The sequence below is a fragment of the Halorubrum xinjiangense genome (genome assembly GCF_900102375.1).
Classification (GTDB): domain Archaea; phylum Halobacteriota; class Halobacteria; order Halobacteriales; family Haloferacaceae; genus Halorubrum; species Halorubrum xinjiangense.
The window spans coordinates 58,828-73,087 of the sequence record NZ_FNBO01000014.1 but is presented as its reverse complement, the minus strand read 5'-3'; the positions used below and the strand labels follow the sequence as shown (position 1 = coordinate 73,087).

The 14,260-nt window shown below is 67.5% G+C and carries 16 protein-coding genes; 7 read left to right on the top strand and 9 right to left on the bottom strand.

Annotated elements, in window-relative coordinates; genetic code table 11:
* Window positions 1–52: 52 nt before the first annotated feature.
* From F3H13_RS14065 to F3H13_RS14055, 3 genes are all read right to left on the bottom strand, one after another.
* Window positions 53–1,375: an RNA-guided endonuclease InsQ/TnpB family protein gene (locus F3H13_RS14065; RefSeq protein WP_149798125.1), complete on the bottom strand. Its 1,323-nt coding sequence runs from the start codon at window positions 1,373–1,375 to the stop codon at window positions 53–55.
* Between the two features lie 122 nt (window positions 1,376–1,497).
* Window positions 1,498–1,746 (bottom strand): hypothetical protein, encoded by a 249-nt coding sequence (locus tag F3H13_RS14060; protein ID WP_149799631.1) that lies wholly within the window; start codon window positions 1,744–1,746, stop codon window positions 1,498–1,500.
* Window positions 1,746–3,389, bottom strand: a complete 1,644-nt coding sequence (locus F3H13_RS14055) for an ATP-binding protein (protein ID WP_149799630.1) — start codon at window positions 3,387–3,389, stop codon at window positions 1,746–1,748. Before F3H13_RS14055 ends, F3H13_RS14060 begins: the two co-directional genes overlap by 1 nt.
* Before the next feature lie 299 nt (window positions 3,390–3,688).
* Here F3H13_RS14055 and F3H13_RS14050 point away from each other — a divergent pair, with 299 nt between their 5' ends.
* The 4 genes from F3H13_RS14050 to F3H13_RS14035 all read left to right on the top strand — a co-directional run bounded on the left by F3H13_RS14050 (window position 3,689) and on the right by F3H13_RS14035 (window position 6,294).
* Window positions 3,689–4,051 (top strand): hypothetical protein, encoded by a 363-nt coding sequence (locus tag F3H13_RS14050; protein WP_149799629.1) that lies wholly within the window; start codon window positions 3,689–3,691, stop codon window positions 4,049–4,051.
* A 73-nt stretch (window positions 4,052–4,124) separates the two neighbouring features.
* Window positions 4,125–5,123, top strand: a complete 999-nt coding sequence (gene dhaK / locus F3H13_RS14045) for a dihydroxyacetone kinase subunit DhaK (protein WP_149799628.1) — start codon at window positions 4,125–4,127, stop codon at window positions 5,121–5,123.
* Window positions 5,120–5,869, top strand: coding sequence for a dihydroxyacetone kinase subunit DhaL (gene dhaL, locus F3H13_RS14040; RefSeq protein ID WP_149799627.1), 750 nt, complete (start codon window positions 5,120–5,122; stop codon window positions 5,867–5,869). Before dhaK ends, dhaL begins: the two co-directional genes overlap by 4 nt.
* Window positions 5,869–6,294 (top strand): PTS-dependent dihydroxyacetone kinase phosphotransferase subunit DhaM, encoded by a 426-nt coding sequence (locus F3H13_RS14035; protein ID WP_149799626.1) that lies wholly within the window; start codon window positions 5,869–5,871, stop codon window positions 6,292–6,294. The genes dhaL and F3H13_RS14035 overlap by 1 nt, the downstream gene beginning before the upstream one ends.
* Window positions 6,295–6,322: 28 nt before the next feature.
* On the opposite strand, the gene ptsP is transcribed toward F3H13_RS14035, so the two are convergent.
* The 4 genes from ptsP to F3H13_RS14015 form a co-directional block, all read right to left on the bottom strand.
* Window positions 6,323–8,047, bottom strand: coding sequence for a phosphoenolpyruvate--protein phosphotransferase (ptsP, locus tag F3H13_RS14030; RefSeq protein ID WP_149799625.1), 1,725 nt, complete (start codon window positions 8,045–8,047; stop codon window positions 6,323–6,325).
* Entirely contained in the window at window positions 8,044–8,382 is a 339-nt protein-coding gene (locus F3H13_RS14025) for an HPr family phosphocarrier protein (protein WP_149799624.1), read from the bottom strand. Before F3H13_RS14025 ends, ptsP begins: the two co-directional genes overlap by 4 nt.
* An 86-nt stretch (window positions 8,383–8,468) precedes the next feature.
* A complete protein-coding gene (locus F3H13_RS14020) occupies window positions 8,469–9,671 on the bottom strand; it encodes a redox-regulated ATPase YchF (RefSeq protein ID WP_149799623.1) in 1,203 nt (400 codons plus the stop codon).
* 113 nt (window positions 9,672–9,784) lie between these two features.
* Complete coding sequence (locus tag F3H13_RS14015) at window positions 9,785–10,042, bottom strand: DUF5789 family protein (protein WP_149799622.1); 258 nt, start codon at window positions 10,040–10,042, stop codon at window positions 9,785–9,787.
* 184 nt (window positions 10,043–10,226) lie between these two features.
* On the opposite strand from F3H13_RS14015, the gene F3H13_RS14010 reads away from it, so the two are divergent.
* Window positions 10,227–10,862, top strand: a complete 636-nt coding sequence (locus F3H13_RS14010) for a universal stress protein (protein WP_149799621.1) — start codon at window positions 10,227–10,229, stop codon at window positions 10,860–10,862.
* Window positions 10,863–10,899: 37 nt separating this feature from the next.
* Here the strand turns inward: F3H13_RS14010 and F3H13_RS14005 are convergent, their stop codons facing one another.
* Window positions 10,900–11,898, bottom strand: coding sequence for a biotin--[acetyl-CoA-carboxylase] ligase (locus F3H13_RS14005; protein ID WP_149799620.1), 999 nt, complete (start codon window positions 11,896–11,898; stop codon window positions 10,900–10,902).
* A gap of 77 nt (window positions 11,899–11,975) precedes the next feature.
* Between F3H13_RS14005 and F3H13_RS14000 the strand changes: the two genes are divergently transcribed.
* A complete protein-coding gene (locus tag F3H13_RS14000; RefSeq protein ID WP_188128080.1) occupies window positions 11,976–12,425 on the top strand; it encodes a 2Fe-2S iron-sulfur cluster-binding protein in 450 nt (149 codons plus the stop codon).
* Window positions 12,426–12,635: 210 nt separating this feature from the next.
* The gene (locus F3H13_RS13995; protein WP_149799619.1) at window positions 12,636–13,220 is read left to right on the top strand and encodes a hypothetical protein; all 585 of its coding nucleotides are present in this window, start codon (window positions 12,636–12,638) and stop codon (window positions 13,218–13,220) included.
* A gap of 38 nt (window positions 13,221–13,258) precedes the next feature.
* On the opposite strand, the gene F3H13_RS13990 is transcribed toward F3H13_RS13995, so the two are convergent.
* Window positions 13,259–14,194 carry a DMT family transporter gene (locus tag F3H13_RS13990; protein WP_149799618.1) on the bottom strand — a complete coding sequence of 312 codons (936 nt, stop codon included), beginning with the start codon at window positions 14,192–14,194 and terminating at the stop codon, window positions 13,259–13,261.
* Between the last annotated feature and the right edge of the window lie 66 nt (window positions 14,195–14,260).

Sequence of the window (14,260 nt, the reverse complement as noted above, 5' to 3'; positions counted from 1 at the left end):
TTGACATCCTCCTCCGCGTGAACGCGGAGGAATCCCGACCGCGTTTGGGATATTAGGGTTTGCAGTCTACCACTTGTTCCTGCGGTTGGAATCCGCTGGACAAGTCGTATAGGTGGACTGCGGGCTGTGCCAACCAGCCGGTACTCCTATCTCCGAACGACTGTCCGGGAGACTCGGAGTTACTTTTCTCGTTGATATTGAGTCGGATGTTCTCCGCTCCGTTCACGTCCGCGTTGAACGCCGCATCGCACTCCTCACAGACATACAGGCCACGCTCGACGCGCTGGCTGTCCTCCTCTCTCCCGCACATACAACACGTCTTGCTCGTGGCACTCTCGTCCACTTCCACAACTTCGATCCCCTCGACCTTCGCTTTGTATTCGAGGATGTTGGTGAAGCGGTTGAATGCCCACCCGTGTAGATCGAGGTTGCCGTGCTTGCCCCAGTTTTTCGAGTTGCCGTTCTCGTCCTCACGGACGCCCTCCAAGTTACCGATATTGATACGGCCAACACCCTTCTCGATACATCGTTGAACGATGTGTTTGGCGAGACCGTGGAAGAAGTGGGTGCGGCGTTCCGACCATTTCGCATGGAGACGTGTGGCTCGTTCACCACCGCTGTCGTCGCACTTGGCAATTTCCTTCGGGAAGTAGTACCCGTCCTGTTTCAGACGGGTTCCGGGGTACAGGTCGGCGTCTTCGGTACTGTAGGCGACAGCGGCGAAGTTGCTGATGCCGAGGTCGATGCCCGCTGTCTCGGTACCGGGAGCGGTGGGTGTCTTGGTTTCGTCTGTACAGACGAGGTGTAGTTCCCACCGCTCTTTCGCTTGGTCGTAGACGGCGCGAACCTGTTGAAGGTTCTCGACGGTGACGCCGGGACGCGTCTCGTATTCAACAAGGATGTATTCCCGCGCTCGGGGGTGTTCCTTGTGGTTCGCGCCCTTCGAGAGTCGCACTCGATTGTTCTTGGTGTCGTGGCGGATGCCGTTCTGCTTCCACGTCACCGTGCTACGCGGGTGTTCTTCGTGGACGCGGTTGCCGTCGGTGTCGTAGTAGTTGCGTTTGCGGTAGCCGGGCGGATTCGCCCTGTCGTCGGACTTCCTCTTTTCGTACCACGAGTTGAAGGCTTCAGCGAGTTCCTCCAGAACGCGCTGACTGGACTGCGAATGTAATCCCTTGTACTTGTTGTGGGTCTTCAACTCGTCTTTGAGGTCGCCGTGATCGGGAATCTCCCCGGTTTCTTCCCAGACTTCTCGGGAGTGGTAGTTGGCGACGTTCCAGAGTTTGCTGGCGCTCCACCCGTGCCGGTCGAGTATCTCAGCCACTTGATTGTGGTTAAGAATTTTGGCGCGGTGGGTGCGGTGAACCTCCAGCATTCTGAACGCCTATATAACCTGTTATACGAGCTTTTCTTGTAAAGGTTCGGCTGAGAGCGTGGAATATCCGGCCTTGCTATCGGCGGTGGATTGTTGAACGGGTTGTCGGATTCATCCCGCGCCTAAAGGCGCGGGTATTCTCCTTGCGATTTATAATAATATGGCGGCCGGCCCGGACCACTGGTTTTGATGCGCGCCCTATCGACAGCACCCTCTTCAGCCATATCACGCAGTCGTGTCTGGATTGCTCGTTTCCCCCGATCCACTCCGTACTCGACCTTTAGCTCGTTCCGGAGATCCTCAACTGGAACCGCTCCATCCATGTCCTGTAAGGCATGAATAATCGCCGATTCAAGATCCTGATTTGCCATCAGAACTCACCCCCGTCCTCTTTTTGATCGTCCTTATCAAACCAAGCTATCGAGTCGTCCATTAGGTTCGGAGTCGGGGCACCTTCCTCGGTACGACGCTGCCGAATATTGACCGGAACGGTGTGAGTCATAATATCACGAGCCGCGCCGATGAATGCCCGACCACGTTCCATATTCGGAATCTGCGCAAGCGAGCGATCGGAGAGATCACTCAGTAACCCTTCAATCTCCTTGACTTCCGGCTCAGACAGTGCTAACGTAACGTACGTGTTACACGTGCGGAGCGTTCGGCTATCGAGTTCAGACGGCGACTGCGTCATCAGCATCACTCCAATCCCGATGTGTCGGGCCGTTTTTACCAAATTACGGACGACTGCCGTCGACTCTGAGGAACGGCCACTCGGGACAAACTCATGAGCCTCGTCAATCGCCAGTACAAACGGTGGGATGTGTTCCTCAGTTCGCAGAATTCGAAGGAGTCGGGCAACTGCTGAGATGACTACGCTTCGATTAGAATCACCTAAGCCGCTTATGTCAATATTGATGATCGGATTTTCACCCATGAGCTCAGCCCAATCAGCCATACCCTCGGATAGAACATCACTGCCCCTCAGTACGGCCGCGGCCCGTGAGACCGCCTGAGCCTCATAATTATAATCGAAGGCATCTGCTGCTTCTATAATGTACTGTTTGAATTCACTAAGCCCTACACCTAGTTTTCCATCTTCTTCGATATTCTCCAGTGCTTCGCGGTGAACCTGATAGTATGCCCGGGCAATAATTTGTCGCTGCTTATCTGACGCCATCGAGCCAAGGAACCCGTCGAACTCACTCCAACCAATCAATTGGAATGGAACCGGCATTTCGGTACCTTCCGGTTCAAGAGTAACTCCACCAACATCCTCGGCCATGTTTCTCACATCGTCTTCAGCGTCAAATGTGACCACTGGGACGCCACGCTGACTTTCCCCCTCGCGAATCATCTCTTCGATAAGGACGTGTGCCGTGTGAGTCTTGCCGACCCCCGTACGTCCCAGGATAGCCATGTGACGAGAGATAAACTGTGAATCAAGGCGGAAATCTACTTCGTCGCCACCCGATTCGATTTCGCCGATCTCCAATCCCTCTTCCTCATCAGGGATCTCAAGGAGTTGACCCAGCTCTTCAGCACCGAGTTCGTGGACTTTCTGCCCCACTTGCGGGAGTACCGTTGGACGTCGGACCATCCACGGTTTGTCAGAGTCTTCGACATCGAAGTCCTCGTGGCCCTCAAACACAACTTCCCCAAGAAGCTCGATTCTCACGAGCCGGTAGACGTCCTCATCGAGTTCACTCTCACGAATAGGGCGCGGGTCGTATCCCATGGACTTGTCCCGCTGTTGGATCCCGGGATCTGCCCGGCTGCTATATTCATACCCGCTGCTGATTCGACCGTATTGGAGCAAGTCTTCGTTTCCACGCTCAATTACGGCAAAGGAATTGAGGTGCGGATCCGGACTTTCATCGTCAAACACTGAGCCCGGTTCTGAGTCTTCTCTGCGTGGATCGATCCACACGGGTACTTCTTCGAAGTCCGGAGATTCGTCATCGTCAGAGGCGGTACGTCCGATGTAATCGCCTTGAAAATCGCTCGGATCGTCCATCGCTGTGCGAATTAAGACAGACGGATTCGTAAAAGCCGTAAGGGTAAATGAAAATACGAAATGAGATTATGGCTCTAGTCTCCCAATAAAACGAATCCCGAAAAAGATAGATTAGCTAAGCGTCGCAGACATCTTCCAATCTCTCAGGGCCAAGCTCATCTGTCCAGAAAGTTCGAGCCACGACATGCCACAGCCGATTCGACAGTCGCCCTATCACACTAACCCCAAACCCCTCGTTTCGAATTCCCGCAACGATCCCGACCACAGCAGTTTACACGCAGTTCTCCGTCGAGCGGAGTATGAATCCCTTCGACAACGGGGATAGCTGCGCGAACGGCCACTACTTCGCGTCGCCGAAGCAGGCCGGCGACGGGACCTATTATTGCCTGAAGTACAACGTCAAGAACGTCGCGCCGGGCACGGACGGCGTCACGGACGGCGGGCGCTGCCGAAAGGGCCACTACTTCGAGGCGCCGACGCAGCTGGGCCACGGCGCGTTCGCCTGCCCGGCCTGCGAGTCGACGGACATCGACCCGAGCGACGAGGCGTTCGACGACGGCGGCGTCTGCGAGGACGAACACGAGTTCCGCGTGCCGGAGCAGACCGACGCCGACATCCTCCGCTGTCACGAGTACGGCGGCCTCGATCTGGATCCGAGCTGATCGCCGGCAGACGGGGGCGACCCCCGGGGGGCCACTACGTTTAACCGGTCCGCATGAGATGTTACTAACGATCATGAAGAAACTGATCAACGACCCGGACGACGTCGTGGACGAGATGCTCGAGGGGATGACCGCGGCGTATCCCGACCGCCTGCGACGCCTGCCGGACACGCAGGTGCTCGTGCGCGACGACGGGCCGGTCGACGGGAAGGTGGCGCTGGTGACCGGGGGCGGCAGCGGCCACGAGCCGACGCACGCGGGATACATCGGCGACGGGATGCTCGACGGGGCGGCCGCGGGCGACGTGTTCTCCTCGCCGACCGCCGACGAGTTCGAGGAACTGATCGGCGCCTGCGACGCGGGCGACGGCGTCCTCGCGATCATCAAGAACTACGAGGGCGACGTGATGAACTTCGAGACCGCCATCGAACTCGCGGAGATGGAGGGCGTCGAGGTCGAGAGCGTCGTGGTAAACGACGACGTCGCCGTCGAGGACTCGCTGTACACCTCGGGCCGCCGCGGCGTCTGCGGGACCATCCTCGTCCACAAGGCCGCGGGCGCGAAGGCCGCACAGGGCGCCGACCTCTCCGAGGTCAAGCGCGTCGCCGAGAAGGTGGTCGACAACGTGGGCACCATGGGCACTGCGCTCACCTCCTGTGTCACCCCGGAGAAGGGCGAGCCCACCTTCGACCTGGGAGAGGACGAGATCGAACTCGGCATCGGGATCCACGGCGAGCCCGGCACCGAGCGCACCGAGACGATGCCGGCCGACGAGATCACCGAGCACCTGACCGACGCGGTCCTCGACGACCTCAACCTCGACGAGGGGCAGGAGGTGCTCACGGTCGTCAACGGGATGGGCGCCACGCCGCAGATGGAGCTGTTCGTCCTCAACCGCCGGCTCCAGGAGCTGCTCGGCGAGCGCGGCCTCGAGACCTACGACGCGTGGGTCGGCGACTACATGACCTCGCTGGACATGGCCGGCGCGTCGATCACGGTGTGCGCGGTCGACGACGAGCTGAAGGAGCTGTTCGACGCGCCGGCCGACACCCCGGCGCTGGCCGTCAAATGAGTGACGACCGGACGGGCGACGACGGCGCGGCGGTCGTCGCGGCCGTCGAGGCGGTCGCCGAGCGCATCGAAGAGGAGCGCGACCACCTCACCCAACTCGACTCCGCCATCGGCGACGCCGACCACGGCGGGAACATGGCGCGCGGCTGGGCCGAGGCGGCCGACGCCGCGCGCGACCTCGACGACCCGGACGCCGAGACCGTCGCGAAGACGGTCGGCAAGACGCTAATGGGCGAGGTCGGCGGCGCCTCCGGCCCACTGTTCGGCGGCTCGCTCGTGTTCGCGGCGGGCGAGCTCGACGAGGGGATCACCTCCGAGACCGCGGTCGCGTTCGCGGAGACCTACCTCGAGAAGGTCGAGGACCGCGGCGACGCGCGCGTCGGCGACCAGACGATGGTGGACGCGCTGACGCCCGCGGTCCACACGTTCAAGAAGTCGATCGAGGTCGACGACCTCGACCCGATCGAGGCGCTCGCGAAGGCCGTCGACGCCGCAGAGCGCGGCGTGGCGTTCACGGTCCCGATCCGCGCCCGAAAGGGCCGCGCCTCTTACCTCGGCTGGCGCTCCGTCGGCCACCAGGACCCGGGCGCGACGAGTACGCTGTTCATCTTAGAGGAGCTGCTCGCGGTCGCCGCGGAGCGGCTCGGCGTCGACGTCCCCGAGGCGGCCGCGACCTCGCCGACGATCCCGGACGAGGACCCCGACGAGGCGGGAGACGACCCCGCCGCCGACCCGGGGGACGACTGATGGTCGGGCTCGTGGTCGTCTCGCACAGCGAGCGCGCCGCAGAGGGGATCGCGGAGGTCGCCGCCGAGATGGCGGGCGACACCCGGATCGAGCCGGTCGGCGGCGACGGGAAGGGCGGGATCGGCACCGTCCCCGACGCGATCGAAGCGGCGATCGACGCCGCGGCCGGGGGTGCGGGCGACGGTGCCGGCTCGGCCGACGGGGGCGACAGCAACGCCGACGGCGTCGTCGTCCTCGTCGACCTCGGCAGCGCGGTGATGAACGCGGACGTCGCCGTCGAGCTGAGCGACGCGGAGGCCGTCATCGCGGACGCGCCCGTTCTCGAGGGCGCGGTCAACGCGGCGGTCGCGGCCACCGACCCGTCGGCCACGATCGAGTCCGTGCGCGAGCAGGCGGAGGCGGCCCGCGACATCGAGAAGCTCTGAGTCGGGGTTGTCCGTTTTTCGAGTCGGCTTAGGCCGCGCGGTCGTCGAGCCCCAGCACGTCCAGCACCTCGCTGCGCGTCTCGCAGGCGAGCGCGTCGGCCGCGAGCGACCGGGCGGCGTCGGCGTCGACCTCGCGGACCCGGCGTTTCACGTCGGGCACCGTCACCGCGCTCATGCTGAGCTCGTCGAAGCCGAGCCCGACGAGCAGCTCGGTCAGCGCCGGGTCGCCAGCCATCTCGCCGCACATGCCGACCCACGCGTCGGTCCCCTCGACGGCCGCGGTCGTGCGGTCGAGCGCGCGCAACACGGCCGGGTGGAGCGGGTCGTGGTAGTCGGCGACCGCGTCGTTGCCGCGGTCGGCCGCCATCACGTACTGGGCGAGGTCGTTCGTCCCGACGCTCAGGAAGTCGAGGCGCTCGGCGAGCGCGTCCGCGAGGAACGCCGCCGCCGGCGTTTCGACCATCGCGCCTAGCTCGGGCACCGCGTGGTCGACGCCCTCGCTCGTGAGATCGTCGGCGACCGCCTCGACTCGCGCGACCGCGCGCTCGACCTCCTCGACCCGCGTGACCAGCGGGAACATCACAGCGAGCCCGTCGCCGTCCTCGGTCGCCGCGGCGCGGAGCAGTGCCCGGAGCTGCGTCTCGAAGAGGTCCGCGTGCTCATCGAGCGACAGCCGGATCCCCCGCCGTCCCAAGAACGGGTTCGGCTCGTCGGGGAGGTCGAGGTACGGGACCGGCTTGTCACCGCCGACGTCGAGCGTCCGGACGACGACGCGGTCGTCGGAGAACGCCGACAGCGCGGCGGTGACCGCCTCGTACTGCTCGTCCTCGGTCGGCGGCGCCTCGCGGTCGACGAAGAGGAACTCGGTCCGGAACAGCCCGATCCCGTCCGCGCCGCGCTCGGCGGCCGGGGCCAGTTCGGCCTCGCCGCCCACATTGGTCGCGACCTCGACGGACCGGCCGTCGATCGTCTCGACGCGGTCGCGGATCGCCTCCGGGCCCGCTTCCCGTGCGGCGGCGCGCAGGTCCTCGTCGGGGTCGACAACGACCTTCCCGGCCTCGCCGTCGACAAGGACCGTCTCCCCGTCGGCGACCGAGTCGAGTTCCGCGCCGACGCCGACGACCGCGGGAATCGCGAGCGACCGCGCAATAATAGCGGCGTGGGAGGTGCGGCCCCCCTCGATCGTCGCGATCCCGGCGACGGCGTCCGGGTCGAGCGTGGCGGTGTCGCTCGGCGTGAGCCGCTCCGCGAGCAGTACCGTCCCGTCCGGCAGGGCCGCGAGGTCGGTCACGGCTTGTCCGCCTTCGCCGCCGTCCGCGCCGAGGAGCGCGCGGAGCAACCGGTCGCGAACGTCGCGCAGGTCGTCGGCGCGCTCGGCCATCCGCCCCTCCATCCCCTCGAACTGCGCGACCGCCTCGCCGAACCGGTCCGCGACCGCGTGTGGCGCGGGCGTCCCGTCGCGGATCGCGGCCTCGACGTCCTCGATTATCGTCGGGTCGTCGAGGAACCCCTCGTGGGCCTCGAACACCGCGGCCTCCTCCTCGCCCACGCGCTCGGCCGTCCGGTCGCGGGCCTCGCGCAGGGCCTCCCGCACGGCGTCGCGGGCCGACTCGTACCGGGCCAGTTCGGTGTCGACGTCGACCGACTCGGGGGCGGGGCGGTCGGGGAGCGTCAGGTCGGCCTCCGGGCGGTACCAGCGCGCCGTCCCGACGCCCGAGCGGGGCGTGCTGCCGACCCCGTCGAGCGTCCTCACGCGTCCTCCGCGTCCGGGCCGCCGCCGTCGGTGTCGCTCTCTCCGGCCGCCTCCCCCTCAGCGCCCTCCTCGACGGGGCTCGTGAGGAGGTCGCAGACCGCGTCAAGCGCCGCTTCGGCGTCGGATCCCTCGGCGACCACGCGGACCGACTCGCCGTGTTCGACGTTCAGCCCGCTGACGGAGAGCATGCTGTCGGCGCGCACGAGGCCGTCGTCGCCGTCGTCGGCGCGACCGATCGACACGTCGGCGTCGAATCGGTTCGCCGTCTGTACCAGCTTCGAGGCGGGTCGCGCGTGGAGGCCGGCCTCCGGTTCGACCGTGACGGTCCGTTCCATGGCGTCCGGTTGGACCCCGGCGGGTAATAGCTGATCGGAGATTCCGGAGATACAGATGCGGAGGCGGGGAAGGCCGGGACCGGCGCTCAGGGCGCCGCCTGCTTCGTCGAGACCAGTTCGATCACGTCGCGGTGGGAGAGCTCGCTGTCGGTGCCGACCTGCCGGCCGCTCCGGCAGTCGGTTCCGTGGAGGAGCCCCTCGCCGATGTCCGAGTGGATGTGGTACGCGAAGTCCTCGGTGGTCGACCCCTCGGGAAGGATAAAGCAGTCGCGGAAGACGCCCTTCTCGTCTTTGCTCCCGTTCGCGGAGCCCGGGAAGACGGCGATACAGTCCAGCACGTCGAAGACGGCGGCCTCGAGCGCGCCCTGGACCCCGGTCCCGTCGTACTCGGCGACGAACTCGCCGATCTGATCGAGGCCGGCCTTCTGCTCGCCGGAGACGTCGCCGACGACGTCGAACGCGTCGTCGCCCGGCGTGTAGTCGACGACGCCCGCGTCGTCCGCATTTTTGAGGGCTTTCTCCGCGTGGGCGCTCGCGGGGACGAAGGAGAGGTGGTCGTAGTCGGGGTCTGCCGTGATCTCGTCCCAGTTCGCCTGCGCCTCCGGCGTATCCATCTTGTTGGCGGCGATCACCATCGGCTTCGTGCGCTTGCGGATCTCGCGGGCCAGCTCGGCCTTGTCCGTCTCGTCCCACGTCTCCGGGTTGAGTTCGAGCCCCTGCGCGAGGATCGTCCGCTTCATCCGGTCCTTGTCCGTGCCGAACGCGGACATCTGCTCGGCGAGCTCCTCCTCGATCGCCGCCTCCGAGCCCTGGTAGCGCGTCTCGAACTTCTCTATCCCCTTCGCTAACACGTCGAGGTACCACGCGTCGAGCTCCTCCTCTAAGAAGTCGATGTCCTCGCGCGGGTCGTGGCCCTCGGTCGCCTCGCCTTCGATGTCCGTCTTCCCCGAGAAGTCGACGACGTGGATCAGCACGTCGGTCTCGTTGAGGTCGGTGAGGAACTGGTTGCCGAGGCCGCGCCCCTCGTGGGCTCCCGGGACGAGCCCGGCGACGTCGACGAGCTTCACGGGGACGAACCGCGTCCCCTCGCGGCAGACGCCGACGCTCGGCGTACACGTCTCGTCGAACTCGGGGGCGGCGCAGTCGACGCGGACGTACGCCTCGCCGACGGTCGGGTCGATGGTGGTGAACGGGTACGCGCCCTCGGGCACGTCGTTCATCGTCGCGGCGTTGAAGAACGTCGACTTCCCCACCGAGGGCTTGCCGACGAGACCGATCCGATAACTCATTGGCATCACTGCGCGATCCACGCTAAAAAGCGATGCGAGACGCGTCGCGGCGTGAGACGCGGTGACGAGGGGGCGGGCGAAGCGGGACGCCGAGCGGCGCTCGACGGGCGACCTCAGGCGTCGCCGTCGGACTGGCCCGGCTCCCCGAGCGCCTCGATCGGGAGGACGTTCTGGAGCGCGGTGTGCGCGTCGTCGGCGCTCGCGAACGTCTCCTGGTCGACGTCGGCGAGCAGGTCGCCGAGGTCGGCGTCCCCGTCGGCGAAAAGCACCGTCGTGCCGGAGAACGACTCCGCGAGCGCGGCGCGCTCCGCGGGGTACGCGTGGGAGTCGAGCGTCGGTTCGAGCCGGGAGAGGTTGATCTCGTCAGGCATACCGTCCTCTCGGCCGGAAGAGACATAAACGCGCGCCCTGGTGAGACTGCCTCGCGGCGCGGTTCGACCCTCCGCCCGGGCTCGCGCGAACGCCGACGTCGAACGATCAGTCACCGACGACCGGCGAGAAACCGGCAAGAACCGCAAAGGGTTATCAGTCGTCGGTGTCATGCTACACGTGAACATGCCCCTATACGACCGGATTCTGGTCCCGACCGACGGCTCTCCCGAGGGGGAGCTGGCGGTGTGCCACGCGCTCGACCTCGCCGCGGTCCACGGGGCCTCGGTCCGGGCCATCTACGTGGTCGACACCGCGCGGTACGCTGGGATGCCGATGGAGACGACCTGGGAGGGCGTCGGCGACCTGCTGTACGACGACGGCGAGGCCGCGCTCGAAACGGTGTGCGAACTCGCCGCGGACCGCGACGTCGACGTCGAGACGGCCGTCGTCGAGGGGTCGCCGAGCCGCGAGATCATCACCCACGCCGAGGAGGCTGGCTGCGACCTCGTCGTGATGGGGACCCACGGGCGGGGCGGGATCGACCGACTGCTCCTCGGCAGCGTCGCGGAGAAGGTCGTCCGCGGCTCGTCGGTCCCCGTGTTGACCGTCCGGATCGGCGACGAGGAGGCCGCCGCGAACGCGGCCGAATCCGCGAGCGCGACCGCCGCGGGCGGTGAGGAGTCCGCGACGGCGGGCGAGACGAGTGCTGACGGGACGAGTGCGGGCGAGACGAGCGCGGACGGGACGAGAGCGGACGAGACAGGCGCGGCCGGGACGCGTGCGGACGGATCGGTCTCCGACGCGACGGAGACCGGGTAAGCGAAACGCGGCGGTTCGACCCTCGCTCCGATGCGAGTCACTCGGCGTCGCGGAGGTGTTCGCAGTCGCCCGCGTGGACGCGCCGTCGCCCCTCGTCGGTGTCGACCACGAGCGCGCCCGGTTCCGCGACGTCGACCGCGGTGCCCTCCACGACCCCGTCGGCAACGTCGACGCGGACGCGCCGCCCGAGCGTGCTCGCCCGCTCGCGCCACGCCGGGAGGACCCCGTCGAGCGCCGCGGTCGACGCCGTCAGCTCCGCGTAGCGTTCGAGCAGCGTCGCGGCGAAGCGCCGACGATCGATCGGGGCGCCGCGCTCCGCCGACAGCGACGTCGCGCCCGCGGGCAGCGTCTCGGGGTCGATGTTGGCGTTGACGCCGACGCCGACGACGAGCCAGCCGACGCGGTCGGCCTCGCCCTCCATCTCGGTGAGGATCCCCGCCAGCTTTCGCCCGCCGCGGCCGGTTGAGTCTGTCTCGGCCGGCGCGGCGGCGCTCCCCTCGTCCGCGTCGTCCCCGACGAGCACGTCGTTCGGCCACTTGATCCGCGCGTCGACGCCGGCCTCGCGGGCGGCATCGGTCGTCGCCACCGCGGCCGCGAGCGTGAAAAGCGGCGCCCGCGCGGTCGGCACGTCGGGCCGCGTCAGCACCGACACCCAGACGCCGCCGCTCGGCGCCACCCACTCGCGGTCGAGGCGCCCCCGGCTCCCGGTCTGCTCGTCGGCGGCCACGGCGACGTCGGCGGCGCCCTCCCCCGCGAGTTCGCGGGCCCGCTCGTTCGTCGACGCGATCCGGTCGTGGTACTCCACCGAGTAGGGGGCGTTGAGGCCGAACGAGATGCCCGGTCCGGAATAGCCCGGGTCCTCGGGGGGGACGTACCCCTCGGAAGTCGACTCGACCCCGAACCCCTCCTCGCGGAGGCCCTCGACGGCCTTCCAGACGGCCGCCCGCGAGACGCCGAGCGACTCGGCGAGGGCGGGGCCGGAGACGGGGCCGTCGTCGGCCGCGAGGGCGTCCAGCAGCGCGCGACGCGTGTCCATACCCCGCGATCCGACGCCCGCGCCGAAAGCCGTTCCGGGTCCCGAACGCTTTGTGCCCGGCGCGCGAAGGGCGGACGATGACCGACGGCGACCGCGGCGGCGGCAGCGACGGGATCGACGACCGCGGCGGCGGCAGCGACGGGACCGACGACCGGCCGGCCGACGGGGCCGAGACGGTGCCGCTCGTCGTCGTCGACGGGGACGAGCGCGTCGAACTCGACGTCGAGCGCGGCCGCAACCTCCGGCGGGTCATGCTCGACGCCGGGCTGTCGCCGTACGCGCCCGCGACCCGTCGCCTCAACTGCGGGGGCCGGGGGCTCTGTGCCACCTGCGGCGTCCGCGTCCGCGAGGGACCGTCTGCCGACCACTGGCACGACCGCCTCGCCGAGCGGTTCGGCTATCCGCGGCTCTCCTGTCAGATCTCGGTCGACCGCTCGATGACGGTCGCGTTGGTCGACAAGCGCGTGTGGGGCGGGCGGTCGTCCGGCGCGAGCGACGAGGAGGAGGACTCGGACCGCGGCCGCTGAGCGCGACGAACCGGCTGACCCCACACCTCGTTTCCGGTGAAACGGCGGACGGTACCGCGTCACACGCGACGGGTGAGATCGGCGAGACGGACGAGATCGGCGAGACGGACGAGATCGGCGAGACGGACAAGAGCGGCGAGACGGACGAGACAGGCGAAACGGACCCCGCCGCAGCACAAAAGCCAAGTCCGCGGGCCCGAACGGTCCGGTATGCAACCCTCCAAGGAGCGCGAGTCGTCCGAGAACGACCCGATGGACGACCTCGACGACCTCCTCGACGACGACCTCGCCGGCGGCGAGGGGGCGTCCGGCGCCGATTCCGGCGGCGCCGCGCCGACCGACACGGACGCCGGGAGCGCGCGGAGCGCCGGGAGCACCGCCGGCTCCGGCGGCACCGGCAGAATCGGCGTCTCCGGCCGGTGGTTCTCGGCGAAGGCGTTCGGACTCGCGCTCGTGACGGTCGCGGTCGGCGTGTTCGTCGGGAGCCTGATCCCGCTCATCGGCGGGACGGTCGGGACCGCGGGCGGCGTGTTCCTCGCCGCGTTCCTGCTCGGCCTTGCCTTCTCGACGCGCCGGTACGTCGAGACGGGGATCGCCGGCGGGGCGGCGGGCGCGGTGAGCGCGGTGACGAGCGTCCTCGGCGTCGGGTTTCTCCCAATCGGCATCGACTACCTCTCGCAGTGGGGGCTCCCCCTCGTCGCGGTCGGCGGGGGCGTCGGACTGGCGCTCGCGCTGCTCGGCCACTACTTCGGGCGGGACCTGCGCGCGGGGCTGAGTCAGGACATCGAGGGCTGAGCCCTCGGGAGAAGCGGGGAGACCGGTCGGCGGACCCCCTACCCGGAGAGGCGGTCGATGCCGACGTAGTCGGCGATCTCGTGCCGCTCTAAGACGAGGAAGCCGGCGAGGATCGCGACGAACCCGACGAGCGCCTCGGCGTCGACGAGGTGACCGAGCAGGATCCAGCTGCCGACTGCGGCGACAACGGGCTCCGCGTAGCCGACGAGGTGGAGCTGCGAGGGGCCGACGGCGTCCAGCAGCGCGAAGTACAACAGGAACGCGACCACGCCGGAGAGCAGCGTCAGGTACGCGAGCGACGCGATCGACGTCTGGTTCCAGACGATCGTAGCGGGCGACTCGCCGACCGCACCGGCGGCGACGAGCAGCTGGCCGGCGCCGAACACCATCGCCCAGCCCTGGAGCGCGGCGATCGGGAGGTCGGTGCGGAGCGGGCGGAGCAGCACGGCGCCGAGCGAGAAGGCGACCGCGCCCGCGAACGCGAGCGCCACGCCGACGACCGCCGCGCTCCCGAGTCCGGCGGCGGCCGGGTCGGCGATCACCACCACCCCGACGATCCCGAGCGCGAAGCCGCCGATCTCGACGGGCCCGAGCCGCTCGTTCGGGAGGAGAACGGCCGCGAAGACGGCCGTCAACACCGGCGCGAGGCTCACGACGACCGCGGCGACCGCCCCGGAGACTCGCATCTCGCCAAGGTAGAGGAACCCGTGGTAGGCCGCGATCACGAACGTGCCCGCGACGGCGACGCCGAGCCACTCGTCACGGCCGCGCGGGAGCCACCGGTCCGCGGCGACCGCGGCGTAGGCCAGCACGACCGCGCCCGCGACGACGTACCTGAGGCCGGCGAACAAAAGCGGCGGGAAGTAGTGGAGGCCGGCCTCGATGGCGACGAAGGACGTGCCCCAGAGCGTTGCGAGCAACAGGAACGCGGCGACGATCGCTTCCGGAGTAGAGAGGAGGTTTCTAAGATTCACTGGCTGTCAGTTCGAAATACGCGAATATAGTTAAATTATACTTTCGAAGCGTCTGAGATTCGGAAT